Origin of the sequence: Methylobacterium sp. R2-1, from assembly GCF_014191355.1 — a bacterium.
In the GTDB taxonomy this organism is placed as follows: domain Bacteria; phylum Pseudomonadota; class Alphaproteobacteria; order Rhizobiales; family Beijerinckiaceae; genus Methylobacterium.
In genome coordinates, this window is record NZ_JACHWM010000002.1 from 435,970 (window position 1) to 452,258 (window position 16,289).

Annotated in this window: 11 protein-coding genes; 5 read left to right on the top strand and 6 right to left on the bottom strand. The window is 72.4% G+C overall.

The window, feature by feature from the left end; translation table 11 throughout:
- Positions 1-13 precede the first annotated feature (13 nt).
- Positions 14-745 (top strand): hypothetical protein, encoded by a 732-nt coding sequence (locus FHU13_RS04665; RefSeq protein ID WP_183434669.1) that lies wholly within the window; start codon positions 14-16, stop codon positions 743-745.
- Here FHU13_RS04665 and FHU13_RS04670 read toward each other — a convergent pair.
- A complete protein-coding gene (locus tag FHU13_RS04670; RefSeq protein WP_183434670.1) occupies positions 736-1,344 on the bottom strand; it encodes a histidine phosphatase family protein in 609 nt (202 codons plus the stop codon). The two genes, FHU13_RS04665 and FHU13_RS04670, sit on opposite strands and share 10 nt — an antisense overlap.
- Before the next feature lie 244 nt (positions 1,345-1,588).
- Here FHU13_RS04670 and FHU13_RS04675 point away from each other — a divergent pair, with 244 nt between their 5' ends.
- Genes FHU13_RS04675 through FHU13_RS04685 form a run of 3 tightly spaced genes read left to right on the top strand, consistent with a single transcriptional unit; the run spans position 1,589 to position 5,291 of the window.
- Positions 1,589-3,838, top strand: a complete 2,250-nt coding sequence (locus tag FHU13_RS04675; RefSeq protein WP_183434671.1) for a marine proteobacterial sortase target protein — start codon at positions 1,589-1,591, stop codon at positions 3,836-3,838.
- A complete protein-coding gene (locus FHU13_RS04680; RefSeq protein WP_183434672.1) occupies positions 3,835-4,446 on the top strand; it encodes a class GN sortase in 612 nt (203 codons plus the stop codon). The genes FHU13_RS04675 and FHU13_RS04680 overlap by 4 nt, the downstream gene beginning before the upstream one ends.
- A gap of 50 nt (positions 4,447-4,496) precedes the next feature.
- Positions 4,497-5,291 (top strand): helix-turn-helix transcriptional regulator, encoded by a 795-nt coding sequence (locus FHU13_RS04685; protein ID WP_183434673.1) that lies wholly within the window; start codon positions 4,497-4,499, stop codon positions 5,289-5,291.
- Positions 5,292-5,300: 9 nt separating this feature from the next.
- Here the strand turns inward: FHU13_RS04685 and sugE are convergent, their stop codons facing one another.
- The 3 genes from sugE to FHU13_RS04700 form a co-directional block, all read right to left on the bottom strand.
- Positions 5,301-5,621, bottom strand: a complete 321-nt coding sequence (gene sugE, locus FHU13_RS04690) for a quaternary ammonium compound efflux SMR transporter SugE (RefSeq protein WP_183434674.1) — start codon at positions 5,619-5,621, stop codon at positions 5,301-5,303.
- A 169-nt stretch (positions 5,622-5,790) separates the two neighbouring features.
- Positions 5,791-7,905: a penicillin-binding protein 1C gene (pbpC, locus tag FHU13_RS04695; protein WP_183434675.1), complete on the bottom strand. Its 2,115-nt coding sequence runs from the start codon at positions 7,903-7,905 to the stop codon at positions 5,791-5,793.
- A 4-nt stretch (positions 7,906-7,909) separates the two neighbouring features.
- Complete coding sequence (locus FHU13_RS04700; RefSeq protein WP_183434676.1) at positions 7,910-13,228, bottom strand: alpha-2-macroglobulin family protein; 5,319 nt, start codon at positions 13,226-13,228, stop codon at positions 7,910-7,912.
- A 246-nt stretch (positions 13,229-13,474) separates the two neighbouring features.
- Between FHU13_RS04700 and FHU13_RS04705 the strand changes: the two genes are divergently transcribed.
- On the top strand, positions 13,475-14,938 hold the full coding sequence (locus tag FHU13_RS04705; RefSeq protein ID WP_183434677.1) for a serine protease: 1,464 nt from the start codon (positions 13,475-13,477) through the stop codon (positions 14,936-14,938).
- Between the two features lie 16 nt (positions 14,939-14,954).
- On the opposite strand, the gene FHU13_RS04710 is transcribed toward FHU13_RS04705, so the two are convergent.
- Positions 14,955-15,107 carry a DUF3309 family protein gene (locus tag FHU13_RS04710; RefSeq protein WP_183434678.1) on the bottom strand — a complete coding sequence of 51 codons (153 nt, stop codon included), beginning with the start codon at positions 15,105-15,107 and terminating at the stop codon, positions 14,955-14,957.
- 110 nt (positions 15,108-15,217) lie between these two features.
- Entirely contained in the window at positions 15,218-16,264 is a 1,047-nt protein-coding gene (locus FHU13_RS04715; protein ID WP_183434679.1) for a cysteine synthase A, read from the bottom strand.
- Positions 16,265-16,289: the final 25 nt, after the last annotated feature.

Genomic DNA, 16,289 nt, shown 5'->3' on the forward strand with positions numbered 1-16,289 from the left:
GGAGGAGCCCTGCTTGAGCGAACACCACGCCCTCGACGCCTTCGCGCCCATCCTCAACTGGCGGCTCTTGAAGGGATCGCACACCTTCCCCGGACCGGACGGGGGCACCTGCATCAACGAGGCGGCTTTGGTCGCGGCGGGGCTGCCCTACCGGGCGATCACCGCGACCGAGGATTGCCCGCCCTGCTTCTCGCGCCCGCTCGCGGCCTACGCGCTCGGCCTCAACGACGCCATGCCGGAGGCCGAGCGGCAGGGGTTGATGGCCTTCGTGCTGCGGCTCTCCGGCTCGGCGGACGCGCCCGCAATCGAGGCCGCCCGCACCGCCTTCCTCGCGCTCGAGAGCGCCCGCCGTATCCTGCCGCCGCTCCTCGACGCGGCCGGGCTGCCGGCGCTCGCCGCCCGCTGCGAGATCGCGTCCGACGCACAGACGGCCATGGCCGCCCTGCGCAATGCCGAGATGCAGGGCGGCGCGCTCGCCCACGCCGCCGCCGGCCGCCATGCCTGGATCGTCGGCGCCCGCGCCTCCGCCGCGTCGCGCACCGCCACGGCGGCCTTGCGCGCTTTCGCCGACCCGCGCAGCGCCGCGGAGGTGGCGGAGGGGGCGGCTCCCTTCGCGGAAGGGACGTGGCGGACCGCGCTCGGCATCCTCGACGAGGCGCTCCGCATCGGCCGCCAGGCGCCGGCGATCGACCTGCTCTCCGCCCGCGAGCGCCTGGAGGCGGCCCGAGCCGGCGTTCAGCCGTAGGCGCGCGGTCGCGGCTCCTCCCTGAGATCGATGTCGAGCGCCTCGCAGTTGGCGAGCCAGCGCCCGGTCAGGTGGTAGAAGAAGGTGCAATGGCCGACGACTGCGATGGTCCGCTCCGGCCGCGCCCGCAGCCAATCGCGAAACCCCGAGACCCGCTGGTCGAATAGGGTCCGCGGCTCCACGTGCCAGCCGTCGGGCCCGGCCTCCCCTTGCGCGTACCACCACGTCTCGGGCAGGTGATCGATCCGAAAACCCGGGAACTCCCGCGCCAGCACCGAGGCCGCCCGGCCGATGTCGCAACTGCTCTCCTGACATTCCCGGTGGAGCACCTCGACCAGCAGGTCGGGGCGGGCCGGGTGATCGGAAAAAATCCCGGCGGTGGTCTGGAGCGCCCGGGTCAGCGGCGAGGTGACGACGAGTTCGAAGGGAATCTCGCGCAACGCCTCGCGGGCTGCCGCGACCTGAGCGTGGCCGCGCTCGGACAGGCGCGCATCGATATGGCCGGGATCGCGCCCCGTCGCCTCGTGATGCGCGTTGAAGGTCGATTCACCGTGGCGGATGCAGACGATGCGGGTGGAAGGCGGGGTCGAGCGGGACATGAGTCCGATGTAGGCGGTTCGCGCCGGCCGAACAGCGGGCCGCGACGCCGCGCCCGATCCCCGCACCGATCCGGACGAAGCGTCACTGTCAGCGACGAACTGCGCCGCTTTCCGGACATCGCCGGCCGGCCAGGTGCGGCGCGGGGCCGAAGGTGGGCGAAGCGTCCCGTGGCGGCGGAGCGTCCGCTGGAGGAGCCTTGGCAGGAACCGGCCGCCCGGCCGGGACCCGCCGACGGAGGCTCCCATGCTCTCGCTTCCCCTGTCCCCATTCCCACCGTCCTCCCATCCCCGATCGCCGCTCGCATGCCCGGCTCCGGGCCTGACGCGCAACCTGCTGCTCGGACCGCTGATCGCCCTCCTGCTCGCCCTCGTCGCCGGCATCGCGCCGGCAAGGGCACAGGAGACAAGGGCACAGGAGACAAGGGCACAGGAGACAAGGGCACAGGAGACAAGGGCGCAGGACGGCAGCGGAACCCTGCTGCTCCGCTCCGAGGGCGGCGCGCCCGTCGAGGCGCCCCGCCTCAAGGCGGACGCCGCGATCACCGTGAGCGGCCCGACCGCACGGGCGACGATCACCCAGGTCTTCCGCAACACCACGGCGGAATGGGTGGAGGGCACCTACCTGTTCCCGCTGCCGGAGGACGCGGCGGTGGATACGATGAAGCTCGTGGTCGGCGACCGGGTCATCGTCGCCGAGATCCGCGAGCGCGAGGCGGCGCGGCGCGTCTACGAGGCGGCGAAAGCCGAGGGCAAGGCCGCCGCGCTCACCGAGCAGCAGCGGCCGAACCTGTTCACCAACGCAGTCGCCAATATCGGCCCCGGCGAGACGGTTCTGGTGCAGCTCGAATACCAGCAGCCGGTGCGGCCGACCGCCGGCATCTACGCCTTGCGCCTGCCGACCGTCGCCGCCCCGCGCTACAGCCCCGCTCCGTCGGCGGTAACGTCCGTGGTGGAGGGCCCCTCCGCCGCCGATCCCGTCCCTGATCGCCAAAAGATCGCGGCCCCGGTGCTCGATCCGGCCCGCCGCGCGCCGGTCAACCCGCTGACGCTCACCATCGATCTCAAGGCCGGCTTCCCGCTGGGCCAGGTGCGCAGCGCCACCCACGCCATCCGCGTCGAGGAGCTATCGGGGAGCGAGCGCCGGATCACACTCGCCGACGGCGCCACCGCCGCCGACCGCGATTTCGAGCTGACCTGGACCGCCGCGCCCGGTGAGACGCCCTCGGTCGGCCTGTTCCGCGAACGGGTCGCGGGGGGCGAGGCGGTGCTCGCCGTGGTGACCCCGCCGGAGGCGGCGAGCCCGGCCGCGCCCGTGCCCCGCGACGTGGTGTTCGTGATCGACAATTCCGGCTCCATGGGCGGCGCCTCGATGCGTCAGGCCAAGGCGAGCCTGCTGATCGGCCTCGACCGGCTGCGCTCGGGCGACCGCTTCAACGTGATCCGCTTCGATCACAGCTTCGACACGCTGTTCCCCGACCTCGTGCCCGCCGTCGAGACCCATCTCGACCGGGCCAAGCGCTTCGTCGCCGGTCTGGAAGCGAGCGGCGGCACCGAGATGCTGGCGCCGCTGCGCGCCGCGCTGCGGGACGCGACGCCCGAGGAGACCGGCCGTCTGCGGCAGATCGTGTTCCTCACCGACGGCGCCATCGGCAACGAGGCGCAGATCTTTTCCGCCATCGCGGCGGAGCGCGGGCGCTCCCGGCTGTTCATGGTCGGCATCGGCTCGGCCCCGAACGGCTACCTGATGAGCCACGCCGCCGAATTTGGGCAGGGCAGCTTCACCCAGATCGGCACGCCCGATCAGGTGACCGAGCGGATGCGCGCGCTGCTGGTGAAACTGGAGAGCCCGGCCGTCACCGACCTGACCGCGACCTTCTCCGAGCCCGGCGTCGATGCTACGCCCACCCGCCTGCCCGATCTCTACCGCGGCGAGCCGCTCATCCTGCCGGCCCGGATGCGCGCGGTGCGGGGGACGCTCACCCTCACCGGCCGGATCGGCGGGACACCCTGGCAGGCGGTGCTGTCGCTCGACACGGCGGAGGCCGGCACCGGCATCGGCAAGCTCTGGGCGCGGGCGAAGATCGCCGAGGCCGAGACGGCGCGGCTAACCGGCCGGCTCTCGCCCGAAGCAAGCGATGCCGCGATCCTGCGGCTCGCCCTCGACCACGGGCTCACCACGCGCCTGACCTCGCTGGTGGCAGTGGACGCCACCCCGCGCCGGCCCGAGGGTGCGCGCCTCGTCAGCACCGACCTGCCGCTCAACCTGCCGGCCGGTTGGGATTTCGCGAGCGTGTTCGGCGAGGGCGAGGCGCAGCCGCTTCCCGCGCCGCCGCGCCAGCGCCGCGCTGCGACCCCGGCCACCCAGTTTGCCGCCGCCCAGCCGGTCGCGCTGCCGCAGACGGCGACGGATTTCGAGATCCGCGCCTGGCTCGGCGGAGTGCTGCTGGCGCTCGGCCTGTGTCTGTCCCTCCGCCGCCGCCGGGTCGCGGCGTGAGCGATATCGCAAACCCGGGTGCCGTCGCGCGGCGTCCCGACCGGCGGGGCATCAAAACCCTGCCGGCCCTCCTGCTCGTCGCGGCCGGGCTGGTTCTGCTCACGCAGGCCGCCTGGATTCCGGCCAAGGCCGCTCTGGCGCAGGTGCTTCTGGAGCGTGCCTTCGCCCTCACCCTCGCCGAGGGGACGGGCATGCGCCCCTGGCCCTGGGCCGATACGGTGCCGGTCGCCCGCATCGCCTTTCCGGGCCTCGGCGAGAGCTACGTGGTGCTTGCCGGATCGAGCGGGCAGGCGCTGGCCTTCGGGCCCGGCCATGTCGAGGGCACGCCGGAGGCGGGCGAGCCGGGCACAGCAGTCTACGCCGCCCACCGCGACACCCAGTTCCGCAGCCTCGGCCGGCTCGCCGCGGGCGATCCGATCGAGGTCGTGCGCCGCGATGGCCGAAGCGTCCGCTTCCGCGTCACCGGCCGCCGGGTTGCGCGCTGGGACGCTTCCGGCCTCGACCCGGATGCACCGGGCCGCCACCTTGTGCTAGTCACCTGCTGGCCGCTCCATGCGATCACACCGGGGCCGGAGCGTTTGCTGGTGGAGGCGGTGGCCGAACCTTGACGGTTCCCGCCCCGGTGCGGTTCTGTGCGGATCCGTCCGGAACCCGTACCATGCCGCCGATCGAGGCCGATTTTCCCGAGACCGAGCTGCCCGATGCGCAGAGCCGTCTCATCGCCGAGGCGGTGCGCGAGGCGCTGGCCCGCCGCCGGATGTCGCGGCAAGCGCTGGCGGACGCGGCCCGCATCAGCATCTCGACCCTGGAGAAGGCGCTGTCCGGACGCCGGCCCTTCACCCTGGCAACCACGCTACGCCTGGAGGAGGCGCTGGGCCTTCCCCTGAGGGTGCAAGCCACCGCGCCGCCGGTAGCGCTCACGGAAAAGGCGCGCCACGCGCCGGAGGAGTTCGGCTCCTATACCCGCGAGGCGGTGGCCTTCCTCGAAGGACGCTACCTGACCCTGCGCCCGTCCTTCGGGCAGGCGGGGGCGATCTTCGCCTACCGCACCGAGATCGCCTGGGATGCCGGGACCGCCCGGCTCGTCTTCCGGGAGGCCGAGCGACTCGATGCGCCGTTCGCGCAGTCCGGCACCGTCTCGGTGCCGAACCAGTCGGGCCAGATCTACCTCGTCACCAACTTCCAGGGGCAGTACCGCCTCGCCGTGCTCGGGCGGCCGACGATCCAGGGCGAGATGTTCGGCATCCTCACCACCCTGTTCTCCGGCCGCGGCACGCAGCTCACCCCCGCGGCCACCCCGCTCGCCCTGGTGCCGGAGCGCGGGGCGCTGGCCGAAGGCGCGCAGTACGGGCGCATCACCGCCGACATGGCCTGCGAGCCGGCCTATCGGCGCATCCTCGACCGGGTGCGCGAGGACGTGTTCGCGGTGTTTCCCGGCTGCGGCGAGGACTGATGCCCGTTCTCAGGCCGTGCTCGACAGCTTCATCAGCACGAGCCCGCTGACGATCAGCAGCGCCGCCAGGATACGGGTGGCGTTGATCGCCTCACCCAAAAAGGCGATGCCGACGATGAAGGCGCCGACGGCGCCGATGCCGGTCCAGATCGTGTAGGCGGTGCCGAGCGGCAGGCTGCGCATCGCCCAGGCGAGGCAGGCGAAGCTCAATCCCATGGTGACCAGGGTGATGGCGCTGGGCCAGAAGCGGGAAAACCCCTCCGACTGCTTCATCGCGAAGGCCCAGACGACTTCCAGCAAACCGGCGACGACGAGAACGATCCAGGCCACGGCAGCCTCATGCGCTTCATGAGCCGGGCCGTCCCGGACTTGGACCCCACCTCCTTGGACCCCACCTCGAGGAAGGGAAAGCGGGGGAGGACGTTGCCTCCGGCAGGATCAGCTAAAGTTCGAAGCGCGGGAGTCACGTGTGCCATCGCACAGCGGTAAGTGCGGTGCGTTACTCCAGCCGCACCACCACGCTGTCGCTCGCGCCCGCCGCATCCATCACCGAGATACGCGCAAAGCCCGCGCCCTCCGGGCTCCATTCCGATTGCCGGCGCATCGCCTCGGCCACCGGCAAGCCATCGACCATCCAGGTCAAGGGTGGCTGGCCGCCGAGCGCCTTGAGGGCGAGTCGGGCCTGCGCGCCCTCACTGAGGCCGAGATCGACCCGGGCGCCGTCCGGCGGATAAGCGATCTTGAGGGGCACGCCGAGCGTCGCCGCGAAGGTTTTCGGCGCGTCGCGGCGGATGTGGCGCAAGGGTGGGGGCAGGGCGGCGGTGGCGACGACGAGGGCGTCGCGGGGGCGAGGCAGGGCCTCCGGCTCGCCGCCAAACCGGGCGAAGGCGTCGAACAGGATCGGCGCGGCGTGGCTCCGCCCGACGAGGCCCGGCACCGAGGCGCCGTCGGGGCGGCCGATCCACACGGCGATCGTCACGCGGGCATCGAACCCCACCGCCCAGGCATCGCGATAGCCGTAGGAGGTGCCGGTCTTGAAGCTGATCCGGCCGGGCAGGGCGTTCTCCGGGGGCGGGGCGCCGCGCAGGATATCGGCGACGTACCAAGCCGCGACCGGATCGGCGATCCGTCGCTCCGGTTCGAGCGCGGCGGCAGGGCCGTCGAGACCCCGGGCCAGCGCCGGCACGCTTCCGGCTCGGGCGAGCCCGGCATAGAGCCGAGCCAAGTCAGTCAGGGTAATGCCGAGCCCGCCGAGCGCCACCGGCAGGCCGGGAGCGGTGTCGCGCGGCAGCAGGATCGTCGCGCCCGCGCCGCGCAGCCGCGCGACGAAGCGGGCGGCGCCGACCGCGTCGAGGAGATCGACCGCGGGCAGGTTCAGCGATTGCTGGAGCGCGACCCGCGCCGTCACCGTGCCGCGATACCCCATGTCGAAATTTTCCGGGGCGTAGCTCGCGGCGAAGCGGGCCGGGCGGTCGTCGAGGAGGGTTTCGGGATGGGCGAGCCCGTTCTCGAAGGCGAGCGCGTAGATGAAGGGTTTTAAAGCCGAGCCCGGCGAGCGCACGGCCCCCGTCGCATCGACCGCACCCGCGCGGGCGGCGTCGAGATAGCCGGCGCTGCCGACATGGGCGAGCACCGCGCCGGTGCGGTTGTCGATGGCGAGGATCGCGGCGGAGAGCGCCGGCCCGGCCGCCGCCGCGCGCTCGGCCGCCAGCGCCTCAAAGCTCGCCTGGAGCCGGGCGTCGAGCGTCAGGTGCTGCACCCGCGCCTCCGGGTCGGCGGCGTGGGCCTGCTCGGCGGCGTGGGCCGCAAGCATCGGGAATTGTTTTCGGAAAGAAGGTACCGGCTCGGCCTTGGCGGCGCGCGCCTCCTCGGCGGTCAGCACGCCGCGCGCGGCGGCGATGTCGAGCACCCGGTCGCGGGCGCGCCGGGCGTTCGCGGAGAACCGATCGGGCCGGCGCGCCTCCGGCGCCTGCGGCAGGGCGACGAGGAGCGCACTCTCGGCGAACGACAGGCGGGCCGGCTCGCGGCCGAAATAGGCGAGGCTCGCCGCCCGCAGCCCCTCGACCGGGCCGCCATAGGGGGCCAGCGCGAGGTAGAGGTCGAGCACGCCGGCCTTACCCAGCTTACGCTCCAGCTCGACCGCGCGGACCATCTGCCGAAGTTTGGCGAGGAGCGAGCGCTCGCTCCGCGGCTCGACGAGGCGGGCGACCTGCATCGACAGGGTCGAGCCGCCCGAGACGATTTTTCCGTGCGCCAGCCACTGCCACGCGGCGCGGACCGTCGCTGCCGGGTCGATGCCGGGATGGCTGTCGAAGCGGCGGTCCTCGTAGGCTTTCAGCATGGCGAGGGTGCGCGGATCGACTTCCGTCGCGGTCACGGGCAGGCGCCAGCGCCCGTCGGCCGTAGCGAAGGGGCGCAGGAGCTGTCCCTTCCGGTCGAGGATGACGGTCGAACGCAGGCTCGCCTGGGTCAGGTCGAGCGGGGGGAGGGTGGCGGCGTAGCGCCAGAGGGCGCCCGCCAGCAGAAACGCGATGGTGAGGGAGAGTGCGAGAACAGCGCCGACGCGTCTCCCCCTCCCCACACCCGGGGAAAGAGAATCTAGTTCGGCGGCCATGGCCCTACTTCGCCGAGGTGACCTCGACCGATCCGAACGCGGTGCGTCCGAACCGCTCGGGGCGGTACATGTCCTCTACGCTCGCGCCCGGATGCACGTAGGTGCCGGGCGAGACCACGCGCACGGTGTAGGCCGCCGAGAAGAATGCGGATTGCTCCGGCGTACGGTCGTAGGCGGCCACGAACCGGTCATCGCGGAATTCGGTATGGACCGGCGCCACCTCGGACTTGGCGAAGCTGAGGCCTGAGAGCGCGTCGGCGTCGAGGAGCTTCGGGTTGTCGATCTCGAGGCCTGCCGGCAGGCGATCAACCAGCAGCAGGCGTCCGGCGCTGGCCTTGGCTTCCGTCACCTTCAGCACCACGACGAGGCGGTCGTTCTGGCGCAGGGGCTTTCCCAGGTCCACCAGGCTGCCGTCGAGGCGGTAGAAGGCGCGCTCGACCGAAAAGCCCTGCGAGGCCGCCGGCTCCGGGGTGATCGGATTTCCCTGAACGCTGACCGCGACGGGCACCGCCTCGCGGCCGGCATTGACGATCCGCACCGGCCGCACCTCCAGGGCAGGTGCCCGGTAGAGCCGCGAGAGCGGACCCGTCTCGGTCTTGCCATCGATGGTCAGGGCGAGGCTGTCGGACTCCTTGGCGAGGCTCTGGGCCGCCAGCACCATCCAGGCATTCTCCTGCGTGCTGGTGGAGCGGCCGTCCGCCCGCTCCTGGCCGAGCACGGCGGCGACCGGCTGCAGCGTTCCTTGAGAAAACCCGGTCTCGGCCGAGAGCGCCAGCAGGGCGGCGCCGTCGCGCAGACGCGAGCCGTAATCGGCGCGGTATGCGCCCTTATCGCGCTCGGCCTGGAGCGCCTGCACGGCCGCCTCGAAGCCTTTTTGCGCGCGGCCTCGATCCCCCAAGAGGGCGAGTGCGGCGGCGAGCTGGCCGCGGCCCAAAGGGGTCGCGAAGTCGGCGAGCTTGGTGTCGGCGAGGTAGCGCAGGTCGCCCATCACCGGCCGGCCGTTGCGAGCGAGCACGTAGGCCGCGTAGGCGAGGTCCATGCCGCCGTTCTCGACGTTGGTGGTGTTGGCGACCGTGTTGCGCAGGCGGTCGAGCGCGCTGTTGAAGGCGGTCTGCGGCACGGCGAAGCCCCGCTCGCGGGCGCGGGTGAGGAAGTCGGTGACATAGGCGTCGAGCCACGTGTCGCCCGCGTTCTCTGTGGACCATGCACCGAAGGCGCCGCTCGAGCCCTGGCGCGCCAGCACCCGCTCGATCGCCCCCCGCACCCGCTCGTCGAGCCCACCGTCGAGGCCGAGCTTCTCGCCGGCCGCCAGCGCGTTGACGTAGAGCAGCGGCATCGCCCGGCTGACGATCTGCTCCGAGCAGCCGTAGGGGTAGCGGTCGAGGGATTGCAGCAGGGCGGCGACGTCGATGCCCCCGAGGCGGTTGGCCGAGACGGAGACCGCACCGGTGCCGGGTAGGATGTCGGCGAGCAGATCCGGCGTCAGGTCGAGGCCGGCGCCGGGCTCCAGCGGGCGCACATTGCGGCGGACCAGCGCGCCCGTGCCGGGACTGATCCCGAGCGCGAAGGACTGGCCGGCGCTGCCCTGAATGCCGGGGCCGGTCAGGCTCACGTCGAGCCGGGCGAGGCCGGGGCCGGCGGCGGTGATCGGGATTACGAGCTGCCCCTTGGCGCCGGCCTCCAGCCGCATCGTGGTGTGCACCGCCTCGCCCGCCACCACGACCGGGCCGGTGAGGTCGAGATCGACGGTGTAGTCGCCGGCAGCTCCCTCCACGTTGTCGAGGGCGACGTAGAAGCGTGAGCGGTCGCCGACATTGAGGAAGCGCGGCAGGGTGCCGGTGAGCACCACGGGGTCGCGCACGATCATGTCGGCCTGGGCCTGACCCACCCTGGTCTTGGTCCATGCGGTCGCCATCAGCCGGGCGGTGCCGTTGAAGGCCGGCAGTTCCAGCGGGATTTTGGCCGTGCCGTCCGGGCCGACGGTGACGACGCCCGAGTAGAGCGCGAGTGGCGCCTGGGTCGGGGGGGCGTCGGCGAGTTCGGTCGCGCCGCCGTCGCCGCCGGAGCGGATTGCACCGAGCGTGCCCTGCATGCCGTCGATCAGGTAGCCCCAGAGGTCGCGGATCTCGGGGCCGAGTGCCTTCTGGCCGAAGAAATAGGCGAAGGGGTTCGGCGCCTCGTAGCGGGTCAGGTTGAGAATGCCGACATCGACCGCGGCGAGCGTCACCCGCGCCTCCTCACCGGCAGCAAGGCCGGCGAGCTTCACCGGCACCGTGAGCGTGCCGCGGGGGCGCACCTTCTCCGGCGCCTCGATTGCCACGGAGAGGCCGCGCTTCTCCTTGTCCACCGAGAACCACGCCAGCCCGAGCGCCCGGCCCGGCATCCGCTTGGCGGCCTGGTCGAGCGGCCGGTAGACCGTGGCGACGAGGTAGGCGCCCGCGCCCCATTCCGCCTTGACCGGAATGTCGACGGTGGTGCCGCCCTCGGCGACCGTCACGTCGCGGATCTCGTGCACCCGGTCGCTGACGATGGCCAGCGTCGCCGTACCGGCGAATTTCGGCTGGAGCTGCGCCCGCAGCCGCTCGCCCGCGGCGTAGGCCGGCTTGTCGAGGGTGAGGTCGAGCAGATCGGGCACGTCGGCGCTCTCGGAGCCGCCCCAGCCGACGGTGAAGGAGACGCTCACTGCCGCCTGTGGCTGGCCTGGCACGCTCGCCTCCAGGCGGTACTGGCCGAATCCCACCGGCACGGCGATGCGCGCGGGCGCGTCGGCACCAATCGCCACCCGCCCGTCGGCGACGCGGCGGCTCGACTTCACCGGCTCGAAGCTCCAGCGCCCGTCGGCGCGGTACCATTGATAGGTCCGATCCACCTTCGAGAGCGTCCACGCCACGCCGTCCTGCGCGAGGCGGCGGCCGTCGGGCGCGGCCATGGCGACGTCGAAGGTCGCGGTCGCGTTCTCGGCAAGATCGCCGCCGAAGTTTTTGCGGATCGCCAGCACGGGCTGGGTCGGCAGGATCGGCAGCGTCACGCTGCGGCTCAGCGCCCGGCCACCCGGCTCGCCGACGGCAAGTGTGATTTTCGCCTCCAGCGCTCGGGGTGCGGCCACCTCCTGCACCGGCACCGTAATGCTGGTCTTCCCTTGCGCGTCGGTGGTCGCCTTGGCGTCGATCTCGGCGGTCGTCGCCTCCACTGCCTCGTCGTCGAGGCCGATCGAGAAGCCGTCCAGCCCCTTGATGCCGGGATTCGCCGCTGCCTGCACCGCGACCGAGCCCGAGACGTCGAGCCCCGAGCCGGGAGCGCCGTAGAGGTAGCGCGCGGCGACATCGATGACCGCCGGCTCGCCACGGGTCAGGGTCGATGTCCTCGGAGTGAGGGCCACTTCCAGTCGTTCGGGCACGTAATCCTCGACGAGCCAGCTCGCCTCGCCGACCGGCGGCGCCTTCGGATCGGTATAGGCGGAGACGCGCCACGTACCGTGCATCGCGCCGGCCATCAGCGGCAGGGCGAGCGAGCGTCCGCCGAGCCCCTCGTCGGCGACCGCCGCACGGCGGTACTCGACGCCGTCGGGCCGCTTCACCACCAGCGTCAGCGGCAGCCCATTGACGGCCGCTCCCTGCGGGTCGCGCAGCAGAGCCGTCAGCTGCACCGTCTCGCCGGAGCGGTAGACGCCGCGCTCGGGGAAGACGTAGGCCTCGGCTCCGCCGGGCGCCGGGCGGCCCTTCACCCCACGGTCCGACAGGTCGAAGGCGCCGAGCGCCAGATCGAGGAAGCCGTAATCGTCGCCGACCTGCGCCACCACGAGGCCGGGCGCCAGTCCGCCCTCACCGCGGGCGAGGCCGGGGGGGAAGGCGGCGTGGCCCTGACCGTCGGTCTTGGCGGTCGCGAGCACATCGTTGTTGCGGGCAATCAGCCGGATCTCGGCGCCGGATACGATTTTGGCGCTGGCGAGCGAGCGGGCGAAGACGTGGACGCCGTCGCGGCCCTTGAAGGCGGTGAGCCCGAGATCGGAGACGACGAACCACTGCGTCGCCTGGCTCTCGTAGCCGCCGTCCTCGTCCTCCAACGAGTCCGTGGTGCCGGTGGGTTTCGCCAGCATCAGGTAGAGGCCGGGCTCCAGCTTGCCGACGGCCTGGAGCACGGGGAAGGCGGTCACCGCCTCGCGGTTGGTCTCGGCCTTGGCCGTGTCGAGGGAGCCCTTCCAGACACGCTGGCCCTTCTGGTCGGCGATCGTCTTGGCCGTCGAGCCGCTGAGCTGGCTCAGGAACTCTTCCGAGCGAAGCGCCGGCAACAGGCCGCGGTCGCCGATGCGCAGCACTTCCACGTCGAGCTTGGCGGCGTTGACCGAGACCAGCGGCACACCGGCCTGACCGGTGCGCGGCAGAACGTAGTTGCGGCCGGTGAAGCGCACCTGGGGTGAGCGGTCGCGAACGTAGACCTCGTAATCGGCCGATTTCAGCAGGTTCTCGCCCACGGAGGAGGGCAGGCCCTGGCGCAGCACGAAGGCGTAGCGCTCGGAATGCTTCAACCCGTCGACGCAGACTTGCGAGCCCTCCGCCGTGACGGCAGCGTTGGTCGCGCCCGAGACGGCGACGTAGGGGCTGTAATCGGTCTTCGGGAGGAGGCTTTCGGAGAAGGTGAAGCAGACCCGCGGCGCAGCGGCGTCCGAGTCGACCTTGTAGTCGAGGATGCGGAAGCCGTGCTCGGCGCGCAGGCTCTCGTAAGCGGTCCGGATCTGCGGATCGTCCTTGATCGCGAGGCTCGCGCGGTAGGCCTCCAAGGCGGGCCGCCACTCGGCCTGGGCCGCCTGGATCTCGCCGAGCCGGGCCAGCGCCCGCGCCTCGTCCGCCGGATTCCTGGCGCGGAGATAACCCTGGTAGGCGGCGGCACTTGCGCGGCCCTTCAGCTTGAACCGGGCGGAATAATCGGCGCGTTCCTCGTCGTTGCCGGCGGCAATGGCCGCGCTGGCGTAGTCGAGCCAGTTGCGAACATCGTTCGGGTCGGCTGAGACGGCGGCGGCATAGGCGTTCAGCTCGGCATCCGGCTCGGCCCCCTCGCTCCGCGCGGCGGTCTCCGCCTCGCGGCGCCACTGCGCGGCCGTCTTGGCGCCGGGAGGCGCCTCGCTCTTGAGGGCGGTCTCGAGTCGGACGCCCGCGCTCGCCAGCGCCTCACGCACGAAGGGTTTCGCGATCGGCGCGGTCGCCGATCTCAGTGGCGCGGCTGGGGGCGCGGCCGGGCGCGGCGTCTGGGCCAGGGCCGAAACACCGAGCAGCGTCGCGCCGACCAAGGCCGCGCCGAGGCGCCCGAGACTTTTGCCTTGGGACATGCTCTCGTCTCCTCCGACCGGTGCGCCCGAAGCAGGGCGTCCGCGGCCGGCAAGCTATCACTTGCCGCGCCGGCCGCAACGCTTGCTCGGCGCAGCGGCACGCGGGAGGGCCGCCTCGTGGATCGGCACGCCGAGCCGGCCGCCGGTCCAGGCAGGGGGTTGCGGTCCGCCGCGACTTGTAGGCGGCCCATTCCCGCTGGCATCATGACCCGCATTTCGAATCGAATGGCGGCGATGACGGGACGGATGAACGCTTTTCGCACCGGCCTGCTGGCTCTCCTCGCTGCCGGACTTGCGACCGGAGCGCTCGCGCAAGGGCCCGTCCCACCGGCCCCGCAGGTCCGGCCGAAGCCCGCCGCCCCGGCCCCGCCTGCGCCCGATCCCGCCTTCGAGGCGGCCCGGACGGCCTTCGAGGCCCTGCCCGAGGCGGAGCGGCAGGGCCTGCAGGATGCCCTGGTCTGGACCGGGGACTATAACGGCGTGACGACCGGCGCCTTCGGCAAGCGCAGCTTCGAGGGTATCCAGACCTATCAGACCCGCACGGGCACCGCCCCGACCGGCCTGCTCACGCCGCCGGAGCGCGCGGCGCTCAAGCGCGCGGCGGAGGAGGCTCGACGGGCCGCGCGCTTCAAGGTCCAGCCCGATCCGGCGAGCGGCGTGGTGGTCGGCGTGCCGGAAGCGCTCCTGCCGAGAAAGAGCGCGATCCCCGGCGGCACCCGCTGGCAGAGTGCCGACGGGCGGGTGACCCTCGACACCAAATCATTCTCGCAAGGGGAGACCGGCCTCGACGCCCTGTTCGAGCGGGCCACCGCCGCGATGCCGGGCCGCAAGGTCACCTACAAGCTGAAGAAGCCGGACTTCATCGTCATCACCGCCGAGACCGCGGGCGGGCGCTCCTACATCCGCTACGCCGAGGGTCCTCAGGGCATCCGCGGCTTCACCTTCGCCTACGACAGGGCATTGGCGGACACGGTCGACCGTCTGGTCATCGCGGTGGCCAACACGTTCTCGCCCTTCCCCGAGGCGGCACCGGCCGCCGCCGCTCCGGCGACCGCCACCGGCCCGACCCCGCGCGCTCCCGCCCCCGGCATGGCGCCCGCGCCCGCCCTGCCGCCATTGCCCGGCGCGCAGGCCGAGGCGCGCCCGGCTGCAACCGGCCTGCTTCTCGGCGGCGGACGAGTCCTGACGGCGGCCTCCGCGCTCGAAGCCTGCGCCGCACCCCGCATCGGCGGTGCAGCGGCCCGGATCGAGCGGCGCGACGCAGCGGGCAGCCTCGCCTTGCTGTCTGCTGAAGGCTTGCCGGGCGGCGGTGCGCCGCCGCTGCGCACGGAACCGGTGAGCGAGGGAGAGGCCCTGCTCGTGCTCGGCGCTCAGGCCAAGGGACGCCCGAGCGTCGCTCCCGCCATCGGAGCGGCCGAGGGCGTCAACGCCCCGCTCCAGCCCGGAGCGGGCGGCGCACCGGTGCTCGACCGCTCCGGCCGGCTTGCCGGACTCGTCGCCCGGTTTCCCGCCGCACCCCGCCTGATCGCCGGGGTGATGCCGCCGACGCGCTACGCGGTCGTACCTGGGAAGGCCGTCGCAGACTTCCTGGCAGAGAGCGGCGTGCCGGCCGGGGCGGGTGCGCGTCCCGCCAGGGACGCCGCGACCACGCTGGGCAGGGCGGCGGCCCCCGTTCTCGGCGCGGTCGTGGCGATCACCTGCGCCCGGTGAGCGGCGGCGGCGAGCCTCAGATCCGGCCCGTCGCCAGCAGGATGATCAAGATGATGAGCAGGATGCCGCCGAGCCCGAAGCCGGGACCGCGGAAGCGCCCGCCGCCGTAGAAGTTGCCGCCGCCGAACAGCAGCAGGATCAGCAGGATGAGCAGAATGGTGGTGAGCATCGACGGCACGTCTCCGAATCGCTCAAACACCGACGCTTGAGCACCCACAGCAACGCTTCCTCGAGCGATTTCGTTGCCGGCTCAGTCTAGATCCTGCAGCGTCCCGCGGCTCACGCCCTCCAATCGGGCAGGGCGTCGGGGGATGAGCCGAGCCAGTCCGGAATCGGTAGGCCGCGCTCGCTCAGGAAGGCGGGGTTGAACAGCTTCGAGGCGTAGCGCGCGGCACCGTCGCAGAGGATCGTCACGATGGTGTGGCCGGGTCCGAGTTCCCGGGCGAGCCGGATCGCGCCCGCGACGTTGATGCCGGACGACCCGCCGAGCGACAGCCCTTCCTCGCGCATCAGGCCAAAGATGATGCCGAGCGCTTCGGTGTCCGGAATCCGGAACGAGAGATCGGGCGTGAAGCCTTCGAGGTTTCGCGTCACCCGTCCCTGACCGATGCCCTCGGTAATGGAGGAGCCTTCGGCCTTGAGCGTGCCGGTGCTGAAATAGGCGTGGAGCGCCGAGCCTTCGGGATCGGAGAGGGCGATCTTCACGCCCGGCTTGGCCGCTCGTAGCGCCTCGGCCACGCCCGCGAGCGTGCCGCCGGTGCCCGCCGCGCAGACGAAGCCGTCGACCGCGCCGCCGGTCTGCGCGAAGATCTCGGGGCCGGTCGCCTCGATATGAGCGCGGCGGTTGGCGGTGTTGTCGAACTGGTCTGCGAAGAAGGCGCCGGCCTTCTCCGTCTCGGCCAGCCGCTCGGCGAGCCGGCGGGCGGCGTGGACGTAGTTGTTCGGGTTGGCGAAGGGGACGGCGGGCACCTCGACGAGTCGGGCACCGGCCAAGCGCAGCGTCTCCTTCTTCTCCGCCGACTGCGTCTCGGGGATGACGATGACGGTGCGATAGCCGCGGACAGAAGCCACCAGCGCGAGCCCGATGCCGGTGTTGCCCGCCGTGCCCTCGACGATGGTGCCGCCGGGCCGGATCAGGCCGCGCGCCTCGGCGTCTCGGACGATCGAGAGGGCCGCCCGGTCCTTCACCGACAGGCCGGGATTGAGGAATTCGGCCTTGCCGAGGATCGTGCAGCCGGTCTCGTCAGAGGCCCGGCGCAGCCGGATCATGGGCGTGCCGCCGATGGCGGCAAGCACGTCGGGAGAGACGGCAGGGGATGCGGACATGCGGTGCGGCGGCCTTCCTGAGCGC